The sequence below is a fragment of the Streptomyces sp. NPDC093544 genome (assembly GCF_040683495.1).
Classification (GTDB): Bacteria; Actinomycetota; Actinomycetes; order Streptomycetales; family Streptomycetaceae; genus Streptomyces.
This window is the reverse complement of record NZ_JBFBEA010000020.1, coordinates 131,483-151,490: the sequence shown is the minus strand read 5'-3', so window position 1 is coordinate 151,490 and position 20,008 is coordinate 131,483. Positions and strand designations below refer to the sequence as shown.

Genomic DNA, 20,008 nt, shown 5'->3' with positions numbered 1-20,008 from the left:
CGGATAGAGCAGGTGAGGCCGGGGCTCTCCTTCGTGGGGGAGTCAGGGCGCCGGCTTGGCACGCGTGCAGGGGGGAAGGACGGTGCTCGGCGCGTCACGTTGTCCATCACGCCGGGTGAGGTGAGCGGGCGGGGCGGGGCCCGGAAGGCACGCGCGGTCCGTGTCCCCGGGCCGCTGCCTGATAGGCCGTGCTCAACCGCCGGCGGCGTCCTTGGCGTTCTCGAACCGGATGCCGCCGTCGGTGACGACGGTGATGAACTTGTCGTCGTCGGGCTCGACCGGCTGCTGGATCGGGGGCAGGCCGACGGTGAACAGGACCAGCTCTTCGGTGGCCGCGAAGCGGGCCTTCTCTCCCGGGTCGGCCTCCACCGCACCGAGCCTGCCGACCTCGGTGCCCTCCACCGTGCCGGCGCCGGAAAGCACCACCGTCAGGCGCTTGGCGGCCTCGCTCTGCGACACCCACTCGGAACCGGCCTCGATCTTGAGGAACTCGATCCAGAACTGCCGCTCGGTGTAGGTGCCGATGGGCTTGCGCTTGACGCCTGACCAGCCGGTCACCGGCAGCCAGTTCAGGTGGTCCGGGTTGCTGATCACCACGCCGTTGTAGCGCGGCTTGGGGAACTTCTGGTCCCGTTGCGGACGACGCTCGGCCTGGGCCTCCTTGTTGTCGGGGCCCCGGCCCCGGCCGGCGCCCATGCCGAGCGCGGAGGCTCCGGCGAACTGCAGCACGAGCTGGATCTGCTTGGGGTCGGTCAGCGGGTCGTCCTGCGGGCCGTACGTCTGCCCCTCGGGGAAGTAGCCGACCTCGCCCTCATGCAGGATCCCCTGCTCGCCGAGGTTCATGTCGCCCACCAGGGGCAGCCGGATCTGCTCGAAGGTGTGGCAGTGCCGGGGCATGCGGAAGTCGGCTTCCTGGCGGCCCAGGATGTAGCGGTAGTTCTCCATGGGCTTGCTCCGGTCACCCATGAGCAGATAGTTGAACGAGACCGTCCCCCTGGGGTGGTCCATCTTGAACGCGTTCTCGTCGAACGGAGCGATCTTCATCGCGGTCCTCCGTTGTCCAGTGCGCAGCCGTACACGACCGACTGGTCGGCGGGCTGGTGCAGAACGGGGCGTAAGGATGTGCGCGATCGGTCGAAATGAGGTTCTTCCGCAGTCCCGTTGCGGAACGTTCCCTCACCACGTCCGGTCGCCTTGAGACCAAGAAACCTTCTTAGTAGGTATGGTGTCAAGGTAGGTGACGTGTATTTCATGACGGGCCTTTTACCCGGAGGGGCCAGGCACGGCCGGCGCGCATGAAGGGGTCCGTGGCCTGGCGACGTCCCCGAACGGGCCCGCCAGGCGGTGACCACGTTCAGGGCGAGGCGGCAGTGCGGGCGCCGGACTCAGCAGAGCCGCGCCACCTCAGGCCCCTTGCGGAATACCGTCAGCCACCGCAAACCGCTCGCGGGCTCCGACCCCGCACCAAGGCTCCCTGACGCACCTTCAAAAAGGCGTCAACCGCACCGCTCTACGGAGCCGGTGCGGTGCTCTCACGCACCACAAGTCTCGTAGGTACGAGCGTGGTCCCGTGCTCCGCACCCTCGTGGCGCATCCGCCGCAGAACACCCTCGACGCACAGGCGTCCCACTTCGGCGAAGTCCTGGTGGACGGTGGTCAGGGGAGGCAGGAAGGAACCGGCCTCGGGGATGTCGTCGAAGCCGATGACGCTGACGTCGTCGGGGATTTTCCGGCCGCGCTCGTGCAAGGCCCGCAAAAGACCCAGTGCCATCTGGTCGTTGGCGGCGAACACCGCCGTACAGGACTCCTCGTCGGCGAGTCGCAGCCCCATGCGATAGCCGGACTCCGCCGACCAGTCACCTCGCACGACGGGCGGCAAGTCGCGCCCCGCCTCGGTGAGTTCGGCGCGCCAGGCATCGGCACGGCGCGTGGCCGCGAAGGACTCCTCGGGTCCTGCGAGATGCCAGACCGTGCGATGCCCCAGGTCCAGGAGATGACGTACGGCCGCACGCGCCCCCATGGCCTGGTCGGTGTCGACCACGCTGTAGCGGTCACCGGCGTCCGAGTCGGCGACCACGACCTGGACGTGCGGCGGCAGGGAGATCGTCGCCGCGTCGAGAAGGTGCACCTCCATGATGGCGATGACGGCGTCGACGGCGAGCTCTCCCAGCCGGGAGAAGGCGCCGCGCACCTCGTCCTGGGTGGGCACCGCGACGGGCAGGAGCGTGACGGCGTAACCCTCCTGCGCCGCGGACGTGGCGATCGCCTCCAGGGTTCGCATATTGCCCGTGGTGGACAGGTTGAAGGTGATGACACCTATGGTGCGGAACTCGCCGCGCTTGAGGGCCCGGGCAGCACTGTTGGGCCGGTAGCCCAACTCCTTCATGGCCGCGAGCACTTGCCGCCGGGTCTCTTCATTGACGCCCGCGTAGCCGTTGGACACCCGGGAGACGGTCTGCGAGGAGACGCCGGCCAGTTGGGCGACATCGGCCATGGACACGCTCTGTCCGCGACGCCCGGCCCGTTGCTCGGTGCGCATGCGTACCCGATCCGTACTCGCCGAAGCGCCGTCCGCGGTGTCCACCTGTCTCCCTTGCTACCCCGGTCGCGGTTGCTCCTTGTTGCACAAGTCGCGATTGCTCTTTGTTGCTCAAGTCGACTCTTGACCACCGACATTGGGGCAGTGTAGACATGCCGCCATCAGATGTTTACGTAAACATAACAGCCCGCGGCTCTCTCCGGAGCCCGATGTTTGCGTAAACATCGCGGCGGCGTGCGACGCCGGTTCCGAGATGGACGAGCGAGGAACGACATGACGACGCTTCAGCCCCCTGCGGCGGCAACACGGCATCCGGACCGGCCGCCGGCGAAACGGGACCGCCGCTCCTGGACGGGGTGGGGATTCATCGGCCCCTTCGTGGCCGTGTTCGCTCTCGTCTTCCTGGCTCCGATCGTGTACTCGATCTACCTCAGCCTGTTCCGGGACCAACTGATCGGCGGCAACACCTTCGTCGGCCTGGACAACTACCAACAGGCGCTCAAGGACGACCAGTTCTGGGCCTCACTCGGCCGGGTCTCGCTCTTCCTGGCCGTCCAGGTGCCGATCATGCTCGGCATCGGCCTGCTGGTCGCCCTCGCCCTGGACAGCAGACGCCTCTACGGCACGGACTTCTTCCGCATCACGATCTTCTTGCCGTACGCCGTGCCCGCCGTGGTCGCCACGCTGATGTGGGGCTTCATGTACGGCACCCGCTTCGGCCTGGTGGGCGACATCAACGACGCCTTCGGCGTCACGCTGCCCGACCCACTCTCAACAGACCTGATCCTGGCGTCGATCGGCAACATCGTCACCTGGGAGTTCGTCGGCTACAACATGCTGATCTTCTACTCCGCGCTCCGGGTCATCCCAAACTCCCTCCACGAGGCAGCGGAGATCGACGGCGCCGGGCAGATCCGCATCATCACCGCCATCAAGCTCCCCGCCATCCGCGGTGCCCTCGTCATCGCGACGATCTTCTCGATCATCGGCAGTTTCCAGCTCTTCAACGAGCCGAGCATCCTGCGGCCGTTGGCGCGCAACGCCATCACGACGGACTACACCCCGAACTTCTACACGTACTCGCTGTCCTTCAACGGCCAGCAGCACAACTACTCCGCGGCGGTCGCCATCATCATGGGGCTGATCACCATGGTCATCGCCTATGTCGTGCAGCTCCGCGGCATGCGCAAGGGAGCGTGAACCATGAGCAGCTCCGTCACCACCGCCTCCCAGCTCGCACCCGCTCAGAACGTCGGCGGTTCCAGAAGCACGCCCCGTCTGCGCACGCGCCGCAAGCACGTTCCCGGTCGCCCCAAGCGCAGCGTTCTGCTGACCGTGCTCACCGGCCTGGTCCTGCTCTACACAGTGGTGCCCCTGGTGTGGCTGGTCATCAGCGCCACCAAGACCCAGGAGGGACTCGCCGACTCCTCCGGACTGTGGTTCAGCAACGACTTCGCCCTCTGGGACAACATCAGCCAGACGTTCACCTACCACGACGGCATCTTCGTCCGTTGGTTGCTGAACACCCTGCTGTACGTCGTGCTCGGCGCCGGCGGTGCCACCTTCCTGGCGATCCTGGGCGGTTACGCGTTGGCGAAATTCAACTTCCCCGGAAAGCGCGCCATCTTCGCCGTGGTCATCGGTGCCGTGGCTGTCCCGGGCACCGCGCTGGCGGTGCCCACCTTCCTGATGTTCAGCAAGATGGGTCTTACCGACACACCGTGGGCGGTGATCATCCCCTCGCTCGTCTCGCCCTTCGGCCTGTATCTGATGTGGGTATTCGCGAGCGAGGCCATCCCCGTCGAACTCCTTGAAGCCGCCCGTATCGACGGAGCGGGCGAGGTGCGCACCTTCTTCCAGGTGGCCATGCCGCTGCTCGCCCCCGGCACCGTGACCGTTCTGCTGTTCACCACGGTCGCGACCTGGAACAACTACTTCCTGCCGCTGATCATGCTCAAGGACCCGAACTGGTACCCCCTGACCCTGGGCCTGGACGCCTGGAACAACCAGGCCCAGACGATCGGCGGCGACGTGATCTTCAACCTGGTGATCACCGGTTCGCTGCTCACCATCGTGCCGCTGATCGCCGCGTTCCTGTTCCTCCAGAAGTACTGGCAGTCCGGTCTCGCCGCCGGAAGCGTCAAGGAGTAATCCCCCCCGCCCACACCCCTCAGCTTCACCTCTTCAACCCTCGCCCGTCCCACCCACAAAGAAGTGGAAGCACCTCCATGCGCAGAACCACCGGCCGCCTGCTGCGCGGCATCGCCCTCCTGTCCACCCTCGCCCTGGGCGTCACCGCGTGCGGCGGCTCCGACGACGACAGCTCCGGCCAGAAGGCGGTCTCCGCCTCGGACATCCAGGCGGCCCTGAAGAAGGGCGGCACGGTCACGGTCTGGGCATGGGAGCCCACGCTCAAGTCGGTCGCCGCCGACTTCCAGAAGAAGTACCCCAACGTCAAGATCAACCTGGTCAGCGAGCGGTCCGGCGACAAGCACTACACCGCTCTGTCGAACGCCATCTCGGCCGGGAAGGGCGTCCCCGACGTCGCACAGGTCGAGTACTTCGCGCTGGGGCAGTACTCCCTCACCAAGGGTCTCAGCGACCTGGCACCCTTCGGCGCCGACAAGCTCGCCGCCAAGTACACCCCTGGTCCGTGGAACGCCGTGAGCGACGGCGACAAGGTCTACGGCCTGCCGATGGACTCCGGCCCCATGGCGCTGTTCTACAACAAGAAGGTCTTCGACAAGTACAAGGTCGCGGTCCCCACCACCTGGGACGAGTACGTCGAGGCGGCCCGCAAGCTGCACGAGGCCGACCCCAAGGTCTACATAGCCAACGACGCCGGCGACGCGGGCTTCACCACCAGCATGCTGTGGCAGGCCGGTTCGCGTCCCTACAAGGTCGACGGCACCAAGGTGTCGATCAACTTCGAGGACGCGGGAGCCAAGAAGTACACCGACACCTGGCAGAAGCTCATCGACGAGAAGCTCGTCTCGCCGATCAACGGCTGGACCGACGACTGGTACAAGGGCCTGGGCGACGGCACCATCGCCACTCTGGCCACGGGCGCCTGGATGCCCGCCAACTTCGTCACCGGTGTGCCGGGCGCAGCCGGTGACTGGCGGGCGGCTCCGATGCCGCAGTGGACCAAGGGCGACAAGGCGAGCGCGGAGAACGGCGGCAGCTCCCTGGCGCTGCCCACGCTGGGCAAGAACAAGGAACTCGCCTACGCCTTCGTCGAGTACGCCAACTCCGGCGCCGGCGTCCGGACCCGCATCGACGAGGGCGCCTTCCCGGCGACCAAGGCGGAACTCGCGGCCTCCTCGTTCCAGAACAAGGAGTTCGAGTACTTCGGCGGGCAGAAGGCCAATGCGATCTTCGCCGAGTCCGCGGCCGACGTCGCCGACGACTGGTCGTACCTGCCCTTCCAGCAGTACGCCAACTCGATCTTCAACGACACCGTCGGCAAGGCCTACATCTCCGACACCCCGCTCTCCGCCGGCCTGAAGTCCTGGCAGGACGCCTCCATCAAGTACGGCAAGGAACAGGGCTTCACCGTCGAGTAGTCGAGGCAAGCCCGCACGCCACCCCTGTGACACACCGGAAGGACCACCATGATCTCCACCCTCCTGTCCCAGCTGCACGGGCCGGACGGTGACCCCACTCCACGTCTCGCGTACGGCGCCGACTACAACCCGGAGCAGTGGCCGCGCGAGGTGTGGGAGGAGGACGTACGGCTGATGCGCCAGGCCGGCGTCAATATCGTCTCCGTGGGGATCTTCTCCTGGGCCCGCATCCAGCCGGCCGAGGACGAGTGGGACTTCTCCTGGCTCGACGAGATCATGGACCTGTTGCACGCGGGCGGCATCGGGGTCGACCTGGCCACCGCGACCGCGTCCCCACCGCCCTGGCTCACCACGGCACACCCGGAGATCCTCCCGGTGACCGCCTCCGGTGAGACGGTGTGGCCGGGGGCGCGGCAGCACTGGCGGCCCACCTCGCTGGTCTTCCGCGCCCACGCGCTGCGCCTGGTGCGGAAGATGGCCGAGCGGTACGCGCACCACCCGGCACTGGTCGCCTGGCACGTCTCCAACGAGCTGGGCTGCCACAACGTATACGACCACTCCGACGACGCGGCCCACGCCTTCCGCGACTGGCTGCGCGCCCGATACAGCACGCTCGACGGCCTCAACCACGCCTGGGGCACCGCGTTCTGGTCGCAGAAGTACAGCGACTGGGACCAGATCCTGCCGCCCCGTCTTGCCGCCTCCCACCCGAACCCCACGCAGCAGCTGGACTTCAAGCGCTTCTCCTCCGACGCGCTGAAGGAGCATCTCCGTGCGGAGCGGGGTGTGTTGCGCGAGATCACGCCTGAGGTTCCGGTCACCACCAACTTCATGGTGATGGGCGGCACCAAGGGGATGAACTACGCCGACTGGGCCGAGGAGATCGACTTCGTCTCCAACGACCACTACGTCACGCCCGGCCCCCAGGACCGGGACGAGCTGTCCTTCTCCGCCAACCTCACCAGCGGTGTCTCCGGCGGACGTCCGTGGTTCCTCATGGAGCACTCCACCAGCGCGGTCAACTGGCAGCCCGTCAACGTGGCCAAGCGGCCGGGCGAACTGGCCCGCGACTCGCTGCTGCACGTCGCGCACGGTGCGGACGCCGTGTGCTTCTTCCAGTGGCGCCAGTCGGCGGCCGGCGCCGAGAAGTACCACTCGGCGATGGTGCCGCACGCCGGACCCGACAGCGAGGTCTTCCGCGCGGTGACCGAACTCGGCCGGACCCTGGGGGCGTTGGCCCCGGTCGCGGGGACCGAGCGCGAGCCGGCCCGCGTCGGGATCGTCTTCGACTGGGAGTCGTGGTGGGCGAGCGAGCAGGACTCCCACCCCACCTCCCGCCTCGACTACCGCGGGGAAGGGCTCGACTGGTACTCCGCCCTCCTCGCCCTCGGCATCCGGGCCGACGTCATCACCGCACAGGCCGACCTCGGCCGCTACGAGCTGCTGATCACGCCCGTACTGCACATGGTCCCCGCCACGCTGGCCAAGGAACTCACGCGGTACGTCGAACACGGCGGCCACCTGGTCACCACGTACTTCTCCGGAGTCGTGGACGAGAACGACCACGTCTGGCCCGGCGGCTATCCGGGAGCCCTGCGCGAGCTGCTCGGCATCCGCGTCGAGGAGTTCGGTCCGCTGCTCGACGGCGACACGGTCGAACTCGACGGTGGCGTCACGGGCACCCTGTGGACGGACCGGATCAGCGTCACCGATCCCGAGGCGGAGGTGCTGGCCCACTACCGCGACGGTACGTACGCCGGGCGCCCCGCGATCACCCGCCGTACGGTGGGCCGGGGTTCGGCGGCCTACGTCTCCACCCGGCTGGGTACGGACGGCCTCGCCGTTCTGCTCCCGGGACTGCTCGCCCATGCCGGCATCGACAGCGAGCTTCCCCAAGCCGCGCGCGGCCGCGTCGAGTTGGCCGTACGACGCGGCGGCGGCAGCCGTTATCTCTTCCTGGTCAACCGGACCGACGAGCCGGTGTCGCTGCTCGGCCTCACCGGGGACGTCCTGGTCGGCCGGGCGGACGAGCACGGTGCGCTGGTCCTGCCGCCGCGGGAGGTCGCCGTACTGCGACAGCCCGCTCTCTGACCCCCTGATCCGAGGGGCACACCGTCGTGCCCTGTGCCCGTGGGACACACCCTTTGCCCTGGGCCCGTGGGGCACGACGGTCCGTTGAAGCGACCACCTACGAGTTGGGAGCACACCTTGGCACGCCGTACCCGCACAAGACGGCTTCTGGGAACCATCGGAGTCACCGCCCTGGCCACCGGGGCAGCCCTGGTCACCGCCCCACCGACGAGCGCCGAGACGGTGACGGCGGCCGCTGTCACCGTCCAGCCCGACCCCTCGTACAAGGCTCAGAGCTTCGAGGGCTGGGGCACCAGTCTGGTGTGGTTCGCCAACGCGACCGGCGACTACCCGGCGGAGATCCGCGAGAAGCTGGCAGGGCTCCTCTTCGGCGACGACGGCCTCGCCCTCAACATCGCCCGCTACAACATAGGCGGCGGCAACGCCCCCGACGTCCCGGACTACCTGCGTGCCGGAGGAGCGGTCGAGGGCTGGTGGAAGGCGTCCGAGGGCACCACTCGCGAGGACACCGACTGGTGGAGCGCGGACGACGACGCCGACTGGAACCCGGACGCCGACGCGACCCAGCGCTGGTGGGTGGACCGGATCAAGAAGGACATCACCCACTGGGAGACGTTCAGCAACTCGCCGCCCTGGTTCATGACCAACAGCGGTTACGTCTCAGGCGGGTTCAACGCCAACGCCGACCAGCTCAGGACCGACTCCGTCGATGACTTCGCCGCCTATCTGGCGGGCGCGACCAAGCGGCTTGAGAAGGCGCACGGCATCAAGGTCGACACGCTCGACCCGTTCAACGAACCCAACACGGGTTACTGGAGCACGCGTCTGGGAGCCGACGGCGAGCCGGTGGGCGGCCGTCAGGAAGGGGCGCACATCGGCCCCGAACTCCAGCAGAAGGTGATCAGCGCACTGGCCCCCGCCTTGAAGAAGGCGAAGACCGGCACGGAGATCTCCGCGATGGACGAGACCAACCCCAGCCTCTTCGCGCAGAACTGGAACACCTACCCCCAGGAAGTACGCGATCTCGTCGCCCAGATGAACGTGCACACATACGGCACCGGCGGCCGCACCAGCGTTCGGGACCTGGCCAAGTCGGCGGACAAGCCGCTGTGGATGAGCGAGGTCGAGGGCGACTGGGGCGACGGACAGAGCTTCACGGACATGCGACCCGGCCTCGGCCTTGCCCAGCAGATGGTCGACGACCTGCGCGAACTGGAGCCCCGCGCCTGGGTGTTCTGGCAGCCCGTCGAGGACTACGACAACATGAAGCCCGGCGGGGAGTCGGCCAAGGGCGGGAACTGGGGCAGTATCCAGCTCCCCTTCAGCTGCACCTCGGCGGACACCCTGGCCAGCTGCCCGGTGTACACGAACACCAAGTTCGACACCGCCCGCAACTTCACGCACTACATCAAGCCCGGTGACCGGCTGATCAAGACCAATGACACGTCGAGTTCCGCCGCGGTCGCCAAAAAGGGCAACGCGGCGACGGTCGTCCACGTCAACAGCACCGCCGACGCCCGCGCGGTGACGATCGACCTGTCCAAGTTCGGGCACATCGCCCGCAACGCGACCGTGACGCCCGTCGTGACCAGCGCCGACGGCAAGCTCGAACGACAGGCCCCCGTCGCGGTCACCGGCAGGCAGGCCACCCTCACGGTGCCCGCCCAGTCCGTGACCTCCTTCCTCGTCAAGGGCGTGTCCGGCGTCGCCAAAGACGCCGCCCTGCTGAAGAAGGGCCACGCCTACGAGCTGACCGGCGTGCAGAGCGGCAAGGCGCTCACCGTGGCGGACGACGGCACCAAGCTCGTCATCAGGACCGCGGGCGCGGACACGGCCGGCACCGGTCAGCGGTGGCAACTGCGCCCCGTCGGCGACGACACCGGCAACCGACAGCGGTATGCGGTCACCAACCCAACGGAGGGCAAGCGCCTGGCCGTTCGCGACGGCTCACCGGTACTGGAAGCGGACACCGGTCGGCGCGACAAGGCCGTCCAGTGGATCGCGTCGACCACCGGCGACGGCACCTGGACCCTGGTCAACGCCGCCACCGGCGGGCTCCTCGAAGTGGGCGGTCAGGCCACCGCCGACGGATCCGCCGTCACGATGTGGACGCCGAACTCCGGGTCCAACCAAAGGTGGAGGATCTCCGACGTGACCGGCGGGACCTCCTCGTAGTCATCGCTCGCCTCGGTGCCCGCCGCTCGTCCGGCGGGCACCGAGGCGTTTGCCGTGTGCGGGCGTTTTTACCTACCAGCAACCTGCTTTTGGATCCAGTTGTATAGATTATGGATCCTCAACGACGGTTTCTCCCGGCGCTAGATCCTCTCTACCAGCAAGGGGTTACACGTGACACAGCACGGTGTGCGACGGGTCGTGCCGCTGCTGCTCGGCTGGGAGGAACTACCCAAGTCGGTTTCGGTGTACGGCGCCCCCTACGAGGAGCGGCTGCGCGAACCCGTACCCGCCGTTCTCCTGGAGTGCGACGGCGGCTGGCTGCTGCTCGACACCGGGTTCAACACGGCGCTGATCCGGGACCCCGCACTGCGACGCCGCTTCTACGGCTCCCCCGCCTACCAGCCGATCCTGCCCGGCCCGGGCGAGCCGCTGGAAGAGGCCCTTGACGCGGCCGGCATCGCGATGGACACGATCCACGCGGTGGCCGTGAGCCACCTGCACGCCGACCATGCGGGCGGGCTGAAGCACTTCGCGGGCCGGGTGCCGGTGCATGTGCAGCGCGCGGAGTTGACGTACGGACTCTCTGGGCAGCCGGAGGTGGAGCGCAACTCGATCTTCCGGGTCGACTTCGACGATCCCCGTATCGACTGGCAGCAGGCCGACGGCGACGGCGAGATCGCCCCCGGGGTGACCGCCGTACTGACCGCCGGGCACACCCCCGGACACCAGAGTTTCGTGGTGGACCTCGCGGACGGCGGCGGTTTCGTGTTCGCCTTCGACGCGGCCGACCTCACCGAGAACATCGAGGACGAGCGTGCCATCGGCGCGTCCATCGGGGTCGATCCCGCGCGGACGGTGGAGCCCATCCGCCGACTCAAGAGCATCGCCGCCGAACGCGGCTACGAACTCGTTCCCGGCCATGATCCCGTGGTCTGGCCCGAGCTGATGCGCCGCCACGACCACTGACGGGCGGCGCGCACCCGCACAGCTCCGGTTCACGCGCCTTTAACACCTGGGACACGAGGAGGAATCTGCGACCACTGAGCATGTTATTGGATCCAATCTAGTCAATATTAGATCCACTCTTTGAGGATCGGTGCCCAAGGAGGGCCACATGCCGGATCAGTCGGATCAGTCGGACCAGTCACATGGATCACCCGCGGTTTCCCGTCGCACCATGCTCCGGGGCGCGGGGCTCCTCGGAGTCGGAGTCGGCTTCGGGCTCCCCGCACTGCTGACCGCCTGCGGTGCCGCGGCCGACGACGCCGGGGGAAGCGGCAGCGGCGGCACCCTGACCCTCGCCATCGACGCCACCAGTGCGGTGAACGACCCGTCCTTCTACACCTCGTTGGGCGACTGGATGGCCGTCGACTGCATCTGCCGTGGCCTGACCTTCATCTCCTTCGAGACCAACGAACCCACGCCCGACCTGGCCAAGAGCTGGACCATCTCCGGCGACCAGCTGACCTACACCTTCACCCTGCGCGACGGCGTCAAGTTCCACGACGGCACCACGCTGACCTCGGCCGACGTCCTGGCCAGCCTGGGCCGGCAGTTCGACGAGAACGACAGGACACTTCCCAAGGGCGCCACCCGGCCGCTGTCCGACCTCGGCGCGAACGTCGCCTCGCTGACCGCCCCGGACGACCTGACCGTCAAGATGGTCCTGAAGGCGCCGGACCGGACGGCACTCGGCCAGCTGTCCGACATCGGCGGTCGCGTCATCTCCAAGGCCGCGCTGGAGAAGTACGGCGCCGACATCGGCAAGCACCTCGTCGGCACCGGTCCCTTCGCCTTCTCCGCCGCCACCTCCGGCCAGTCCATCACTCTGACGGCCTTCGACGGCTTCCGGCTCGGCAGACCGCCCGTCGACCGGCTGGTGCTGCGCCAGGTCCAGGACCCGTCGACCATCGTCAGTTCCCTGCTCAGCGGCGACATATCCGCCACCCAGTTCACGCCGTTCTCCGCGGCCTCCCAGCTGCGCGCGGACGACTCGGTGACCGTCTACAAAACGCCGTACAACGCCGACGCCATCATGATGATCGACGCCCGGCGCGTTCCCGAGCTCAAGGTCCGCCAGGCCATCAACCTCGCCATCGACCGCGAGGCCATCCTCAGCCAGGCGTTCTACGGCGTCGGCGCCCTGCCCGGGGGATACGCCATCCCGCCCGCGCAGAGCGGTTACGACACCAGCCTCGCCGACCTGAGCACCCAGGACGTCGCCCAGGCGAAGAAGCTCCTCGCCGAGGCGGGCGCCGGAGGACGCAGCATCAAGCTCATGGCGGCCAGCGACTCCTGGCATCCGAAGGCCGCCCAGATAGTCGCCCAGAACCTCAGCGACGTCGGGTTCAAGGTCGCCACCACGTCCGTCGACCCCGCCACCTACTTCACCCGCCTGCTCGACGGCAAAGACGACTACCACGACCTGATGATCTGGGAGCGCAACACCTACGTGCCCGACGCCAACGACATGGTCGGCGCCATGGCCAGTCCCACCGGGCTGTACGGCGCGACGATCACCGGCATGGACACCCTCGACGGTGTCGACTCGCTGGCGAAAGACCTGGTGACGGCGAAGAACCTCCCCGAGGGCAAGCAGCGCACGGCCGCCTACACCAGCATCCAGCGGCGCTGGGCGGAGGACTACATGGTGCTCTCCATGCTGGCCTGCTTCGCCAACCTCGTGGTGAGCGGCTCGAACGTGAAGGACATGAACACCAGCGCGCTGGCCAACCACCGCTGTTATATGGAGAAGGCGAGTGTCTGACACCGCGGCCGCGGCGGACACCACGGCCGTCCGGCCTCCCGAACCCCCGTCTCCCGTGGCAAGGGGTGCCGTCCTCGCGGCACTGCGCCGCCGCGGGGTGGCGCGGTCCTGGCCGGCCATGCTCGCGTGGCTCGTCCTGATCGCCCTGATCCTCGTGGCGGCCGTCGGTCCTCTTCTGGTCCAGGCCGACCCGCTGCGTCAGACTCCGTCGGCGCTGTTGCCGCTGGGCTCCTCGGGTCATCCGCTCGGCACGGACGACCTGGGCCGGGACGAGCTGGCCCGGCTCGTGCACGGCGCTCGCCCGCTGCTGCTTGTGTCGTTCGCGGCGACCGCGCTGGCCGCCGTCGCCGGCACCGGGATCGGGCTCATCGCCGGATACTCCGGCGGTGTCGTCGAACAGGTCCTGATGCGCCTCGTGGATCTCGCTCTCGCCTTCCCGTCCATCCTGCTCGTCATCCTGCTGGTGGCGGTGGCCGGGCCGGGCACCGTCAGCCTCGTCTTCGGCATCGGCGTCTCCCTCGCACCCGGTCTGGCCCGGCTGGCCCGCGCGCTGACGGCACGCGAGGCGTCCCGCGACTACGTCGTCGCCTGCCGGCTCGGTGGCACCCGCACCCCACGCATCCTCGCGCGGGAGCTGCTGCCGAACATCGCCGGACCGATGCTGGCCCAGGTCGTCATGACGCTCTCGGTCGCAGCCGGCTTCGCGGCCGGCCTCTCCTACCTGGGCCTGGGCATCCAGCCGCCGCAGCCCGACTGGGGCTACATGGTCCAGGCGGGACAGGAGTTCCTCTACACGGCGCCCCGACTGGTCATCCTGCCCGCGGCGTTCACCCTGCTCTTCGTCGTCGCCTGCAACTTCGTCGGCGACGACCTGCGCGACGCCCTCGATCCCCGGGGGACGGTATGAGTACGTCCCTGGGCGCTGCCCTTTCCCTCCGCCTGCACCGGCCGAAGTGGGCGACGGGCGCCGTCCTGTTGGTCGTACGACGACTCGCGGCCATCCCTGTCGTGCTGTTCGCGCTGGCCAGCCTGGTGTTCCTGGCGATGCGTCTGCTGCCCGGCTCACCGGCGACCTCGCTGTCGGCGGGCGGCAACAGCCTGTCCGCGGCCGAGGTGTCCGCGAACGAGGAGCGCGTCAACCAGGCACTCGGTCTCGACCGGCCGCTGCTCACCCAGTACGGCACCTTCCTCAACGACCTGGTGCATCTACGCCTCGGCACCTCGTTCTTCGGGTCCAACAGTGTGCTGGGGCTGCTCGGGGACGCCCTCCCGGCCACCATCGAGCTGACGCTCGCGGCGATGACCATCGCCGTCCTGCTCGGCGTCGTCACCGGCGTGATCGCCGCGCTGCGCAAGGGCGGTTGGGTCGACACCGCCACCCGGGCCGTGGCCACGGTGAGCTTCTCGCTGCCCTGGTTCGCGCTCGGAGTGCTCGGCATCGTCGTGTTCGGCGTCTGGCTGCGCTGGCTGCCGGTCCTGGGCCGCCTGCCCAGCACCCTCGACTACCACCCGACGACCAACTTCGTCCTGCTCGACGCGATCCTCCAGGACCGCCCCGAACTGGTGTGGCCCTGGATCGAGCACCTGATCCTGCCCGCCGTCACGCTGGCGCTGTCGATGGCCGGGTTCATCACCCGGATCGTGCGCGCCTCGGTCCTTGAGGTGCTCGACGACGACTTCGTCAGGACCGCCCGTATGAAGGGCCTGAGCGAGGGCGTGGTGATCCGTCACCACGTTCTCCGCAACTCCTGGCTGCCCATCGTGACGGTCCTGGGGCTTCAGTTCGGGTCCCTCCTGGGCGGTTCGGTGATCACCGAGACGGTCTTCTCGTACGCCGGGGTGGGCCGCCTGCTGGTGCAGGGGGTCCTCCAGCGCGACTACCCCGTCGTGCAGGGCGCCGCCCTCGCCATCGCCCTGCTGTTCACCCTGGTCAACCACGCGGTGGACCTGCTCTACACGGGCCTCGACCCGCGGCTACGGAAAGGATGACCCGTATGGACATCGTGCTGGTCCACGGTGCCGGCGGACGGCCGACGACCTGGTCGGCGGTGGCGCCCCTGCTGACCGCCCGGGGCCACCGGCTGTTCACCGTCACCAACCCGATGACCTCGCTGGTGGACGACGTCACGAACACCGCGGCCGCCCTGGCGGAGACGACGGGTCCCGTACTGCTGGCCGGGCACTCCTACGGGGGCGCGGTCATCTCCAACGTCGGCCGCGACCCGCGGGTCAAGGGCCTCGTGTACATCGCCGCGTTCGGTCCCGACGCGGGCGAGACGGTCAGCGAGATCGTCGAGCGGTACGAGCCTGCCGAGATATCCAAGTACATGCGGCGCGGCCCGAACGGCGAGTGGAAGTCGGAGACGAGCCAGGAGTTCTGGGACGAGATCGGCTCCGATCTCTCCACCGAGCAGCGGGCCGTCGTCGAGGCGGAGGGGCGCAAGGCGGAGGACCTCATCTTCGCCCAGCCGTCCGGTAGCCCGGCCTGGCGCACCCTGCCCAGCTGGTACCTGGTCGCCGACGACGACCGCACGCTGCGCCCGGAGATCCAGAACGACATGGCGGCGCGGATGAAGGCGACCGTCGAGCACGTGGCGGGCAGTCACTACACGACGCTGGTGTGGCCGCGGCGCGTCGCCGACCTGATCCATACGGCGGCGGTCGCCGTGGGCGGCGACTCATGACGGCCGCTCTGGAGCACACCCCGGACACGGGTACACCCGATCCCGCACCTGTGCTGGACATCCGTGATCTGCGCGTCCGGTTCGACGTCGGGGCCGGCCGACTGCCCGCCGTGGACGGCGTGGATCTGACCCTGCGGCAGGGCGAAGTCCTCGCGCTGGTCGGCGAGTCGGGGTCCGGCAAATCCGCGCTCGCGATGAGTCTGGTCGGACTGAACCGCGGCCCGCGCACCCACATCAGCGGCACGGCGGAATTCGCCGGACGCGACCTTGTCGCGGCATCGGAGCGGGAACTGCGTGGCGTGCGCGGCAAGGAGATCGCGGTCGTCTTCCAGGACGCGCTTGCCGCCCTCAACCCGCTGCACCGGGCGGGCGCCCAGGTCTCCGAGATGATCCGCGCCCACCGTGCAGTGCCGTGCGCGCAGGCGACGGCCCGTGCCGTGGAACTGCTCGGCGAGGTCGGTATCGCCGGCCCGGCTCGCGCGGCGCGTGCCTACCCGCACCAGCTGTCCGGCGGCATGCGGCAGCGCGTGATGATCGCCATGGGCCTGGCCAACGACCCGGCCCTGCTGATCGCGGACGAGCCGACCACGGCTCTCGACGTCACGATCCAGGCACAGGTACTCGCGGTCCTCAAGCGGGTCCAGCGCGACCACGGCACCTCCGTACTGCTGATCACCCACGACTTGGGAGTCGTGGCCGAGATCGCCGACCGGGTGGCTGTCATGTACGCGGGCCGGATCGTGGAGCAGGGGCTGCGGGAGGAGGTGCTGTTCCGCCCCCAACACCCTTACACGATGGGCTTGTTGGGCTCGGTGCCGCCGATCGACGGTCCTGTCGTACGACGGCTGCCGACCATCCAGGGCAGTCCGCTGACCGGGGTGGACCGCCCGCCGGGCTGCGCTTTCGCACCCCGGTGTCCGTTCGTGCACGACGCGTGCGTCGAGCGCCCCGAACTTCGGCAACGGCACGGAGAAGACGGGCACTTGGACGCCTGTGTCCTGCCCGGTCCCGCGCGGGTCACGGCTCGCGCACAGGGAGGCAGCTCATGACCGCCGAGACGCTGATTCGGGCCCGCGAACTGCGGGTCGAGTATCCGGGGCGGGCCGGTGGCCGGGTCCGGGCGCTCCGGGACGTCGATCTCGACATCCTCCGGGGCGAGACGCTCGGCCTGGTCGGCGAGTCGGGGTGCGGCAAGTCCACCCTCGGCCGGGCCCTGTTGCGGGTGATCGAGCCCACCTCTGGCCGGATCGAGTTCGGCGGCTCCGACTTCACCCGGTTGCGGGGACAACGACTGCGCCGTACGCGCGCCGAGCTGGCGATGGTCTTCCAGGACCCGTTCGGTTCGCTCAATCCGCGGCGCCGGATCACCGACATCGTCGCCGAACCGCTGTTGCGGGCGCGCGGCGCCACCCGGGCGGAGGCCGCGAAGGCGGTGGACGAGCTGCTCGACCTGGTCGGTCTTGGCGCAGAGGCCGGCCGACGCAGGCCGCACGAATTCTCCGGCGGTCAGCGGCAGCGCATCGGTATCGCGCGGGCGCTCGCCTCCTCGCCGCAGTTCGTGGTGGCCGACGAGGCCGTGTCAGCGCTGGACGTGTCGATCCAGGCGCAGGTGCTGAACCTGTTGTCGGACCTGGTGCGGGACCGGGACCTGACGATGCTGTTCATCTCGCACGACCTGGGCGTCGTACGGCACATCGCGGACCGGATCGCCGTCATGTATCTCGGCGAGATCGTCGAGGTCGCCTCCCGGGACTCCTTCTTCGACGCGCCCGCACACCCGTACAGCCGTGCGCTGTTGTCGTCCGTTCCCGTGCTGCGGCCCGGGGAGCCCCGTGAACAGCGGGTCCTGGAGGGCGAGTTGCCCGACCCGGCGAATCCGCCGGACGGCTGTCTGTTCCGTACCCGGTGTCCCATCGCCGTGGACGAGTGCCGCACCAGCAGGCCTGAACTGCGGGAGATCGCGCCGGGGCGGAGTGTGCGCTGCCATCTGCCCCTGGTGTCGACCAGTGCCAGGGCTCCCCTGGCTCCAGTGAGTGAGGAACCACATTGATCATCGACGCGTACAACACCACGCAGGACGTCCGCGGCCGCTCGGACTACCTGACGGGAGCCCGCAAGGGTCAGGCGCCGCCGCCGTACACACCCTTCGAACCCCGGCGCATCCTCGACCGGATGGACGCCGCCGGGGTGGACATGGCGATGGTGTGCTCGCTGGCGCAGCGCATCGAGAACGACTTCATCAGCTCGCTGGTGGCCGCGTACCCGGACCGCTTCTTCGGTTTCGGGCAGGTGCTGCCGCAGGCCGACGACGCGATCGACGAGATCGACCGGATGGCCGACGCGGGCCTGGTGGGCCTGAAGCTGCACCCGAGTCTGCACGGCTACCACGTCGCCGACCACGGCCTCCTCGACCCGGTGTTCGAGGCGTGCGCCCGGCGCGGTCTGCTGGTCCTGGTCAACGCCCTTGACGACGCGTTCTGCGCGCCGCTGGCCATCGAGGAGATTGCTCGGGACCACCCGGAGGTGCCGACGATCATCGCGCATATGGGGGCGGTGTGGAACGTGCCGGAGGCGATCATCGTGGCCGAGCGGCAGCCACATGTGTACCTGGAGACGTCGGCGACGCTGATGAGCGATGTGAAGCGCGCCTATGCGCGGCTGGGGCCCGAGAAGATCCTTTTGGGCAGTGAGTGGCCCGGCTCGGACTTCGACCTGGAGCGCATGAAGATCGCGAAGGCGGTCGAGGACGAGAAGGACCGGGCACTGATCGAGGGCGGCAACATGGCCCGGCTGCTGGGCCTGCCGACATGAGCGCCACGAATGTCCGTCCCGTGCCCACCCCGCTGTCGATGAGCGCCGGGGACGCCGAACTCCTGTCCACCGCCCAGGCGTTGCTGACCCGAGTCTGGCAGTCGGGCCGCCACGAGGTGGCGACCGCGCTGCGTACGACGGACGGGAACGTGCACACCGGCGTCCATGTGGAGGGCTCCTGCCGGCGCAGTTCGATCTGCGCCGAAGGGGTCGCCATGGGAACCGCCCGGGGCGCGCTGCCCGCCGGGGCGGCGCTGGACATCGCGTCCGTGGTCTCGGTGCAGATCAAACCGGCGGGCCGGTTCCGGATCATCGCCCCGTGCGGGGTGTGCCGCGAACTCATCAGCGACTACTGCCCGGACGCCACCGTGTGGGTCACCACCGTCGAAGGGGACGAGTCCGTCCCGCTGCGCGCCCTTGACCTGCTGCCCGAGAAGAGCCGGCGCCAGTGGTGAACACCACCGGCTCCGAAGAGAGGAGAGAGATGTCCGACTTCGTCACCGGGTCCACCGGAGGGACCGTGTCCACCGGCCTTGATGTCCCGGAACTGGCCGCGCAGTTGGGCGGCACCGGATCGCCGGTTCGCTGGGAGGAGCTGACCTGGCAGGAGGCGGCGTCCACGGCCGTCGCCCAGGACACCGTCATCATCCCTGTCGGCGCCACCGAGCAGCACGGCCCGCATCTCCCGCTCACCGTCGACACCTTGATCTGCGAGGCGGTCGCCCTGGGGGTCTCCGCCCTGACCGGCGTACCCGTCCTGCCGCCCCTCAGCTTCGGGGTGTCGGCGTCCCACGGCGACTTCGCCGGGACGGTGGCACTACGCCCGGAGACCGTGATCGCGGTCGTCGAGGACGTCATCGACTCCCTGTATGCCTCCGGGATACGGCAGTTCATCCTGCTCAACGGGCACATCTGGAACAACGGCGCGCTAGACGTCTCGGCCGAGAAGCTGAGGGTCCGTCACCGGGACGCCCGGGTGCGGGCGTTGGGGTACGTGACGATGTACCCGGGGCCCGAGGTCGACGGACACGTCACCTATGGAAGAGCGTTGATGCACGCCAACTTCTTCGAGACATCCGTGATGCTGCATCTGGCGCCGAAGCTGGTCCGGATGGATCGGGCCACCTCCCATGTCGACGTCGACTCCTTCTGGGACTACCGCATGGACCAGGTCAGCGAGACCGGCGTCTGGGGCCGGGACGTGACCGACGCCGACGCGAAGCACGGCGAGGCGGAGTTCGACCGCTGTGTCCTCACCACCGCCAAGGCGGTCTCCGCGGCGGTCCGCGAGCCGTGGCCCGATCCGGCTCATCGTCCGGGGCTGCGGGCCTGAGGCCCGGATCGCGACCGCCGGCGTACGCCCTCCCCCTCGGGC

The 20,008-nt window shown here is 68.7% G+C and carries 17 protein-coding genes; 15 read left to right on the top strand and 2 right to left on the bottom strand.

Features of this window, described 5'->3' with window-relative positions:
• Window positions 1–192: 192 nt before the first annotated feature.
• Together AB0N66_RS28950 and AB0N66_RS28945 are read right to left on the bottom strand one after the other, a co-directional pair.
• Window positions 193–1,044, bottom strand: coding sequence for a hypothetical protein (locus AB0N66_RS28950; RefSeq protein WP_365440451.1), 852 nt, complete (start codon window positions 1,042–1,044; stop codon window positions 193–195).
• 466 nt (window positions 1,045–1,510) lie between these two features.
• Window positions 1,511–2,539, bottom strand: coding sequence for a LacI family DNA-binding transcriptional regulator (locus tag AB0N66_RS28945; RefSeq protein ID WP_365440449.1), 1,029 nt, complete (start codon window positions 2,537–2,539; stop codon window positions 1,511–1,513).
• A 273-nt stretch (window positions 2,540–2,812) separates the two neighbouring features.
• Here AB0N66_RS28945 and AB0N66_RS28940 point away from each other — a divergent pair, with 273 nt between their 5' ends.
• From AB0N66_RS28940 to AB0N66_RS28870, 15 genes are all read left to right on the top strand, one after another.
• On the top strand, window positions 2,813–3,739 hold the full coding sequence (locus tag AB0N66_RS28940) for a sugar ABC transporter permease (protein ID WP_365440447.1): 927 nt from the start codon (window positions 2,813–2,815) through the stop codon (window positions 3,737–3,739).
• A 3-nt stretch (window positions 3,740–3,742) separates the two neighbouring features.
• Window positions 3,743–4,690, top strand: coding sequence for a carbohydrate ABC transporter permease (locus AB0N66_RS28935; protein WP_365440445.1), 948 nt, complete (start codon window positions 3,743–3,745; stop codon window positions 4,688–4,690).
• A gap of 77 nt (window positions 4,691–4,767) precedes the next feature.
• Window positions 4,768–6,105: an extracellular solute-binding protein gene (locus AB0N66_RS28930; RefSeq protein WP_365440443.1), complete on the top strand. Its 1,338-nt coding sequence runs from the start codon at window positions 4,768–4,770 to the stop codon at window positions 6,103–6,105.
• Between the two features lie 48 nt (window positions 6,106–6,153).
• A complete protein-coding gene (locus tag AB0N66_RS28925) occupies window positions 6,154–8,196 on the top strand; it encodes a beta-galactosidase (RefSeq protein WP_365440442.1) in 2,043 nt (680 codons plus the stop codon).
• 117 nt (window positions 8,197–8,313) lie between these two features.
• Window positions 8,314–10,371: a glycoside hydrolase gene (locus tag AB0N66_RS28920; RefSeq protein WP_365440440.1), complete on the top strand. Its 2,058-nt coding sequence runs from the start codon at window positions 8,314–8,316 to the stop codon at window positions 10,369–10,371.
• 171 nt (window positions 10,372–10,542) lie between these two features.
• Complete coding sequence (locus AB0N66_RS28915) at window positions 10,543–11,337, top strand: N-acyl homoserine lactonase family protein (RefSeq protein WP_365440438.1); 795 nt, start codon at window positions 10,543–10,545, stop codon at window positions 11,335–11,337.
• 148 nt (window positions 11,338–11,485) lie between these two features.
• Complete coding sequence (locus AB0N66_RS28910) at window positions 11,486–13,138, top strand: ABC transporter substrate-binding protein (RefSeq protein ID WP_365440436.1); 1,653 nt, start codon at window positions 11,486–11,488, stop codon at window positions 13,136–13,138.
• A complete protein-coding gene (locus AB0N66_RS28905; protein ID WP_365440434.1) occupies window positions 13,131–14,045 on the top strand; it encodes an ABC transporter permease in 915 nt (304 codons plus the stop codon). Before AB0N66_RS28910 ends, AB0N66_RS28905 begins: the two co-directional genes overlap by 8 nt.
• The gene (locus tag AB0N66_RS28900) at window positions 14,042–15,127 is read left to right on the top strand and encodes an ABC transporter permease (RefSeq protein ID WP_365440432.1); all 1,086 of its coding nucleotides are present in this window, start codon (window positions 14,042–14,044) and stop codon (window positions 15,125–15,127) included. Before AB0N66_RS28905 ends, AB0N66_RS28900 begins: the two co-directional genes overlap by 4 nt.
• A gap of 5 nt (window positions 15,128–15,132) precedes the next feature.
• Window positions 15,133–15,822: an alpha/beta hydrolase gene (locus AB0N66_RS28895; RefSeq protein ID WP_365440430.1), complete on the top strand. Its 690-nt coding sequence runs from the start codon at window positions 15,133–15,135 to the stop codon at window positions 15,820–15,822.
• Window positions 15,819–16,871, top strand: coding sequence for an ABC transporter ATP-binding protein (locus AB0N66_RS28890; RefSeq protein WP_365440428.1), 1,053 nt, complete (start codon window positions 15,819–15,821; stop codon window positions 16,869–16,871). The genes AB0N66_RS28895 and AB0N66_RS28890 overlap by 4 nt, the downstream gene beginning before the upstream one ends.
• Window positions 16,868–17,872: an ABC transporter ATP-binding protein gene (locus AB0N66_RS28885; RefSeq protein WP_365440426.1), complete on the top strand. Its 1,005-nt coding sequence runs from the start codon at window positions 16,868–16,870 to the stop codon at window positions 17,870–17,872. The genes AB0N66_RS28890 and AB0N66_RS28885 overlap by 4 nt, the downstream gene beginning before the upstream one ends.
• Window positions 17,869–18,633, top strand: coding sequence for an amidohydrolase family protein (locus tag AB0N66_RS28880; RefSeq protein ID WP_365440424.1), 765 nt, complete (start codon window positions 17,869–17,871; stop codon window positions 18,631–18,633). Before AB0N66_RS28885 ends, AB0N66_RS28880 begins: the two co-directional genes overlap by 4 nt.
• Entirely contained in the window at window positions 18,630–19,088 is a 459-nt protein-coding gene (locus AB0N66_RS28875) for a cytidine deaminase (protein ID WP_365440422.1), read from the top strand. The genes AB0N66_RS28880 and AB0N66_RS28875 overlap by 4 nt, the downstream gene beginning before the upstream one ends.
• A 29-nt stretch (window positions 19,089–19,117) precedes the next feature.
• Window positions 19,118–19,966: a creatininase family protein gene (locus AB0N66_RS28870; RefSeq protein ID WP_365440420.1), complete on the top strand. Its 849-nt coding sequence runs from the start codon at window positions 19,118–19,120 to the stop codon at window positions 19,964–19,966.
• Window positions 19,967–20,008 lie beyond the last annotated feature (42 nt).